Origin of the sequence: Moorena sp. SIO2C4, assembly GCF_010672485.1 — a bacterium.
GTDB classification, from domain to species: Bacteria; Cyanobacteriota; Cyanobacteriia; order Cyanobacteriales; family Coleofasciculaceae; genus Moorena; species Moorena producens.
Map to the genome: position 1 here is coordinate 1 of NZ_JAAHGN010001440.1, position 1,436 is coordinate 1,436.

The 1,436-nt window shown below is 41.9% G+C and carries 2 protein-coding genes; one reads left to right on the top strand and one right to left on the bottom strand.

Features of this window, described 5'->3' with window-relative positions; genetic code table 11:
* On the top strand, nucleotides 1-391 hold a 391-nt coding region (locus tag F6K20_RS38390), incomplete at its 5' end, for a hypothetical protein (protein ID WP_287298419.1).
* A 274-nt stretch (nucleotides 392-665) separates the two neighbouring features.
* On the opposite strand, the gene F6K20_RS38395 is transcribed toward F6K20_RS38390, so the two are convergent.
* The coding region (locus tag F6K20_RS38395; protein WP_287298421.1) for a tetratricopeptide repeat protein at nucleotides 666-1,436 on the bottom strand (771 nt) is incomplete at its 5' end.

Genomic DNA, 1,436 nt, shown 5'->3' on the forward strand with positions numbered 1-1,436 from the left:
TCCCTCCTCCCAACCATCCCAGCCAGAAAACCTTGCCCCTCCTAGCAATTCTGAAGCATCTGAAGCAGTGGACACTGTATTATCCAAGGGAGGTTATGATTTCTCTGACTTAGACTGGGATGCTGATCAAATAGAGCAAGCTTTAGGGAAAATTAAAGATTGTTTTGGCGGAGAAATTATTGATTTAAATGATGAGCTGAGTAATAATGAAGTGATGCCCAAGGAGCCATTAGTAGAATCGTTTGTCAATGATACTCAGGCTATCTTTGACCAAGAGCAACCCCAATCATCAGTAGCCGAAAATCAACCTGATCCAAGACCGTTTCCTAGAAAGATTCACAACAAGCCTCAACAGTTACAATATGATCAAGATGGTGAACTATCTTTTTAGAATTATAAATTTGGGAATTGGGCTAGCAAAGGGAGCAGAGAGTAGGGAATATGGCATCAAAAATTATTTGTGATAATTTTTGATATCTAGAATTGGTAATTTAAATTTAAATTTAAATTACTAGGCTCCTATAGCGTTGGTATTTGAGATGGAAACCTGTATGGTCTTTTTTTATTGGACAATAAAACTGAGGTTCTCTTTCCCCTATTGCTAGCATGCCTATTGCCTTTTGCCTTTTGCCCCAATTCGTGTGTTTACAACCCAGAGACAAACCCTATAGGCGATGCAAAATTTCTGGTAATAGCTGACCTGGCACTTTAGAAAGGGCAAAGCTTTGTCCCGCAGGACCATTTTCCCGAGAGAATGCTCGAATGGTGTGGATTAGGTAATTCAGAGAAATTTGGTAGGTTTCCGGTTGCTCAACTGTACCCATACAAGCTTGGACATGTTGGTGTAGGGCAGCTTCTAAATGAGTTAACTTAGACCCTTTGCTTAAGGAAAATTGTGGGTGTGTCGCTAGCTGGAAATTAACTAGCCCCAAGTTGTTGTAGGTAGCTATAATATCAAAATTAACTGGTACAGGTGATCTGTTATGGTTAGAGACTTGGTCAGAAGGGTGTGGTTGATATCCTGCGATCGCAAGAGCATTTTCATAAGCCGTTATACATTGCTTAAAGTATTCTGCTTTTGCCCCATATTCCTCCTTTAACTGGTCGGCTAAGTGCCAGTAGGCGGTACCTAGGTTATTCTGGGTTGCAGCATAGCCAGCTGGGTCAACCTCCGGTTTCCGGTATTTGAGAGCATCTTGATAGGCATATATGGCTAGCTTCAACCAGACTGTTGGTTGTTCGTGCTGGGCAAGACTCCAGTAAGTCGTACCCAGGTTATTTTGAATCATTGCCCAATTCTGAGGATTGGATGTGGTGTCATGATGAGAGATGGCTTCTTGGTAGGCTGCGATCGCTTTCTTTAAATTCGGCACTGGTGATTGATGTTGCGCTAGATTCCAGTAAGCCGTTCCTAAGTTATTCTGGGTTGAAGCATA